The 5,367-nt window shown below is 58.2% G+C and carries 3 rRNA genes; all 3 read right to left on the reverse strand.

From position 1 onward, the window contains the following. Positions 1 to 2 precede the first annotated feature (2 nt). The 3 genes from rrf to AC1WTP_RS34080 all read right to left on the reverse strand — a co-directional run bounded on the left by rrf (position 3) and on the right by AC1WTP_RS34080 (position 5,206). A 5S ribosomal RNA gene (gene rrf, locus AC1WTP_RS34070) occupies positions 3 to 119 on the reverse strand. Between the two features lie 78 nt (positions 120 to 197). After that, positions 198 to 3,311: ribosomal RNA gene (locus tag AC1WTP_RS34075) — 23S ribosomal RNA — on the reverse strand. A 378-nt stretch (positions 3,312 to 3,689) separates the two neighbouring features. Beyond that, positions 3,690 to 5,206, reverse strand: a 16S ribosomal RNA gene (locus AC1WTP_RS34080). The 16S, 23S and 5S rRNA genes sit together here, the layout of an rRNA operon. Positions 5,207 to 5,367: the final 161 nt, after the last annotated feature.

A 5,367-nucleotide genomic window follows, 5' to 3' on the forward strand; every position in this document is an offset into this window, starting at 1 on the left:
TTGTCCGGCGGTGTCCTACTCTCCCACACCCTCCCGAGTGCAGTACCATCGGCGCTGGAGGGCTTAGCTTCCGGGTTCGGAATGTGACCGGGCGTTTCCCCTCCGCCATGACCGCCGTAACTCTATCGACTTGTCAAACACCACACTGATGGGGTGTTCGTTTGTCGGGAGTTGCACAGTGGACGCGTAGCAGCTTTGTAGTCAAGTCCTCGGCCTATTAGTACCGGTCAACTGAACCCGTTACCGGGCTTACATTTCCGGCCTATCAACCCAGTCGTCTAGCTGGGGGCCTTACCCACCCAAAGGGTGGTGGGATACCTCATCTTGAAGCGAGCTTCCCGCTTAGATGCTTTCAGCGGTTATCCCTTCCGAACGTAGCTAACCAGCCGTGCCCCTGGCGGGACAACTGGCACACCAGAGGTTCGTCCGTCCCGGTCCTCTCGTACTAGGGACAGCCCTTCTCAAGTATCCTACGCGCGCGGCGGATAGGGACCGAACTGTCTCACGACGTTCTAAACCCAGCTCGCGTACCGCTTTAATGGGCGAACAGCCCAACCCTTGGGACCTGCTACAGCCCCAGGATGCGACGAGCCGACATCGAGGTGCCAAACCATCCCGTCGATATGGACTCTTGGGGAAGATCAGCCTGTTATCCCCGGGGTACCTTTTATCCGTTGAGCGACACCGCTTCCACACGCAAGTGCCGGATCACTAGTCCCGACTTTCGTCCCTGCTCGACCTGTCAGTCTCACAGTCAAGCTCCCTTGTGTACTTGCACTCAACACCTGATTGCCAACCAGGCTGAGGGAACCTTTGGGCGCCTCCGTTACCCTTTAGGAGGCAACCGCCCCAGTTAAACTACCCACCAGACACTGTCCCTGAACCGGATAACGGTCCGAAGTTAGATACCCAAATCAACCAGAGTGGTATTTCAAGATTGCCTCCACCCATACTGGCGTATGGACTTCACCGGCTCCCACCTATCCTACACAAGCTAATTCGGATACCAATGTCAAGCTATAGTAAAGGTCCCGGGGTCTTTCCGTCCTGCCGCGCGTAACGAGCATCTTTACTCGTAGTGCAATTTCGCCGGGCCTGTGGTTGAGACAGTGGGGAAGTCGTTACGCCATTCGTGCAGGTCGGAACTTACCCGACAAGGAATTTCGCTACCTTAGGATGGTTATAGTTACCACCGCCGTTTACTGGCGCTTAAGTTCTCCGCTTCGCCCCCGAAAGAGCTAACAGGTCCCCTTAACGTTCCAGCACCGGGCAGGCGTCAGTCCATATACATCGAATTACTTCTTCGCATGGACCTGTGTTTTTAGTAAACAGTCGCTTCCCCCTGCTCTCTGCGGCCATACAACGCTCCACCCGCGCGGGGCTTCACGTCTCCGGCCCCCCTTCTCCCTAAGTTACGGGGGCAATTTGCCGAGTTCCTTAACCACAGTTCGCCCGATCGCCTCGGTATTCTCTACCTGACCACCTGTGTCGGTTTGGGGTACGGGCCGCTCAGAACTCGCTAGAGGCTTTTCTCGGCAGCATAGGATCACTGACTTCACCTGAATCGGCTCGGCATCACGTCTCAGCCTATATGCACCACGGATTTGCCTATGGTACGGCCTACACGCTTACCCCGGCACAACCACCGGCCGGGATCAGCTACCTTCCTGCGTCACCCCATCGCTTGACTACTACCCGCCAGGTTCCCACGCTCCCCACCCTCAACCCGAAGGTCTTGGATGGTTTGGGTGGTTAGCACAACGAGGTTCGTCAGGGTCGCTCTTTCGCGGGTACGGGAATATCAACCCGTTGTCCATCGACTACGCCTCTCGGCCTCGCCTTAGGTCCCGACTCACCCAGGGCGGATTAGCCTGGCCCTGGAACCCTTGGTCATCCGGCGGAAGGGTTTCTCACCCTTCTTTCGCTACTCATGCCTGCATTCTCACTCGTGCCGCGTCCACAACTGGGTCACCCCGCTGCTTCACCCCCGGCACGACGCTCCCCTACCCACCCACACACCTGCACCAACACCCGAAGGCGCCGGCGAAGTCATTGTGTGAGTGCCACAGCTTCGGCGGTGTGCTTGAGCCCCGCTACATTGTCGGCGCGGAACCACTTGACCAGTGAGCTATTACGCACTCTTTAAAGGGTGGCTGCTTCTAAGCCAACCTCCTGGTTGTCTATGCGACCCCACATCCTTTTCCACTTAGCACACGCTTAGGGGCCTTAGCTGGTGATCTGGGCTGTTTCCCTCTCGACTACGAAGCTTATCCCCCGCAGTCTCACTGCCGCGCTCTCACTTACCGGCATTCGGAGTTTGGCTGATTTCGGTAAGCTTGTGGGCCCCCTAGACCATCCAGTGCTCTACCTCCGGCAAGAAACACGCGACGCTGCACCTAAATGCATTTCGGGGAGAACCAGCTATCACGGAGTTTGATTGGCCTTTCACCCCTAACCACAGGTCATCCCCCAACTTTTCAACGTTGGTGGGTTCGGCCCTCCACGCGGTCTTACCCGCGCTTCAGCCTGCCCATGGCTAGATCACTCCGCTTCGGGTCTAGGACACGCGACTGAATCGCCCTATTCAGACTCGCTTTCGCTACGGCTCCCCCACACGGGTTAACCTCGCCACATGCCACTAACTCGCAGGCTCATTCTTCAAAAGGCACGCCGTCACCCCTAAAGGCTCCGACGGATTGTAGGCGAACGGTTTCAGGTACTATTTCACTCCCCTCCCGGGGTACTTTTCACCATTCCCTCACGGTACTCGTCCGCTATCGGTCACCAGGAAGTATTTAGGCTTACCAGGTGGTCCTGGCAGATTCACGGCAGATTTCAGGAGTCCGCCGCTACTCGGGAACACCCACAGGAGATCAGCAACTTTCACCTACCGGACTATCACCGTCTACGGTCAGCCTTTCCAGACTGTTCGACTAGCCACTGACTTTGTAACTCCTCGAGTGCATGTCAGTACACTCAGCGGGGTCCCACAACCCCGACCACGCAACCCCTGACAGGTATCACACGCAGCCGGTTTAGCCTCGATCCGCTTTCGCTCGCCACTACTCACGGAATCACTCTTTGTTTTCTCTTCCTACGGGTACTGAGATGTTTCACTTCCCCGCGTTCCCCCCACACACCCTATGTGTTCAGGTGCGGGTGACATCACATGACTGATGCCAGGTTTCCCCATTCGGACACCCTGGGATCACAGCTCGGTTGACAGCTCCCCCAGGCCTATCGCGGCCTCCCACGTCCTTCATCGGCTCCTGGTGCCAAGGCATCCACCGTTCGCCCTTGACAACTTGACCACAAAGATGCTCGCGTCCACTGTGCAATTCTCAACCAACGACCAACCCACAACCCGAAACGCCCCACACCAAACACCACCCGCAAGTGGCCGGTATGCGAGGCCAGGCCATGCCTGGCAGCCCACAGAACTCAAACAAGCTCTGCTCAAAGGCTCTGAAGACCAACCCGAGGGTTGTTCCTTCAGGACCCAACAGGGTGCTTAGCGCCGAACCCCAGCCGCACCAGAGACCAACCGTTCCCACCACCGAAGTGGCTGTACTAGGCGTCCCGGCCGTTGCCGGCATCCGACTAACCAGTGTCTCCGCCATTGAGCACCCCGCTACCACGTTCGGGCAGCGCGGGCTCCATACCGTCTTTCAACGGATGGTGCTCCTTAGAAAGGAGGTGATCCAGCCGCACCTTCCGGTACGGCTACCTTGTTACGACTTCGTCCCAATCGCCAGCCCCACCTTCGACGGCTCCCTCCCACAAGGGGTTGGGCCACCGGCTTCGGGTGTTGCCGACTTTCGTGACGTGACGGGCGGTGTGTACAAGGCCCGGGAACGTATTCACCGCAGCGTTGCTGATCTGCGATTACTAGCGACTCCGACTTCACGGGGTCGAGTTGCAGACCCCGATCCGAACTGAGACCGGCTTTTTGGGATTCGCTCCACCTCACGGTATCGCAGCCCATTGTACCGGCCATTGTAGCATGCGTGAAGCCCTGGACATAAGGGGCATGATGACTTGACGTCATCCCCACCTTCCTCCGAGTTGACCCCGGCAGTCTTCGATGAGTCCCCGCCATAACGCGCTGGCAACATCGAACGAGGGTTGCGCTCGTTGCGGGACTTAACCCAACATCTCACGACACGAGCTGACGACAGCCATGCACCACCTGTGACCGCCCCCGAAGGACCCGACATCTCTGCCGGTTTTGCGGCCATGTCAAACCCAGGTAAGGTTCTTCGCGTTGCATCGAATTAATCCGCATGCTCCGCCGCTTGTGCGGGCCCCCGTCAATTCCTTTGAGTTTTAGCCTTGCGGCCGTACTCCCCAGGCGGGGCGCTTAATGCGTTAGCTGCGGCACAGGGAACCGGAGAGGCCCCCCACACCTAGCGCCCAACGTTTACAGCGTGGACTACCAGGGTATCTAATCCTGTTCGCTCCCCACGCTTTCGCTCCTCAGCGTCAGTATCGGCCCAGAGACCCGCCTTCGCCACCGGTGTTCCTCCTGATATCTGCGCATTTCACCGCTACACCAGGAATTCCAGTCTCCCCTACCGAACTCTAGCCTGCCCGTATCGACTGCAGGCCCGCAGTTGAGCTGCGGGTTTTCACAGTCGACGCGACAAGCCGCCTACGAGCTCTTTACGCCCAATAAATCCGGACAACGCTCGCGCCCTACGTCTTACCGCGGCTGCTGGCACGTAGTTGGCCGGCGCTTCTTCTGCAGGTACCGTCACTTGCGCTTCGTCCCTGCTGAAAGAGGTTTACAACCCGAAGGCCGTCATCCCTCACGCGGCGTCGCTGCATCAGGCTTCCGCCCATTGTGCAATATTCCCCACTGCTGCCTCCCGTAGGAGTCTGGGCCGTGTCTCAGTCCCAGTGTGGCCGGTCGCCCTCTCAGGCCGGCTACCCGTCGTCGCCTTGGTAGGCCATCACCCCACCAACAAGCTGATAGGCCGCGAGCCCATCCCAGGCCGAAAAACTTTCCACCCACAACCATGCGATCGCGGGTCCTATTCGGTATTAGCCCCGGTTTCCCGGGGTTATCCCAAAGCCTAGGGCAGGTTGCTCACGTGTTACTCACCCGTTCGCCGCTCGAGTACCCCGAAGGGCCTTTCCGCTCGACTTGCATGTGTTAAGCACGCCGCCAGCGTTCGTCCTGAGCCAGGATCAAACTCTCCAACAAAAACTTGTCGAACAGCAATCCCGACAACAAAAAAGTTGCCAAAGGAATCCCAACCAACCAGCCACCCGAAGATGACCAGCCAGTCCGGGGTATCAATCAAATTGGCACTGGCTTATCAAGCACCCTGTTGAGTTCTCAAAGAACAACCACACACCATCCGG

The sequence above is a fragment of the Micromonospora sp. R311 genome, assembly GCF_056780015.1.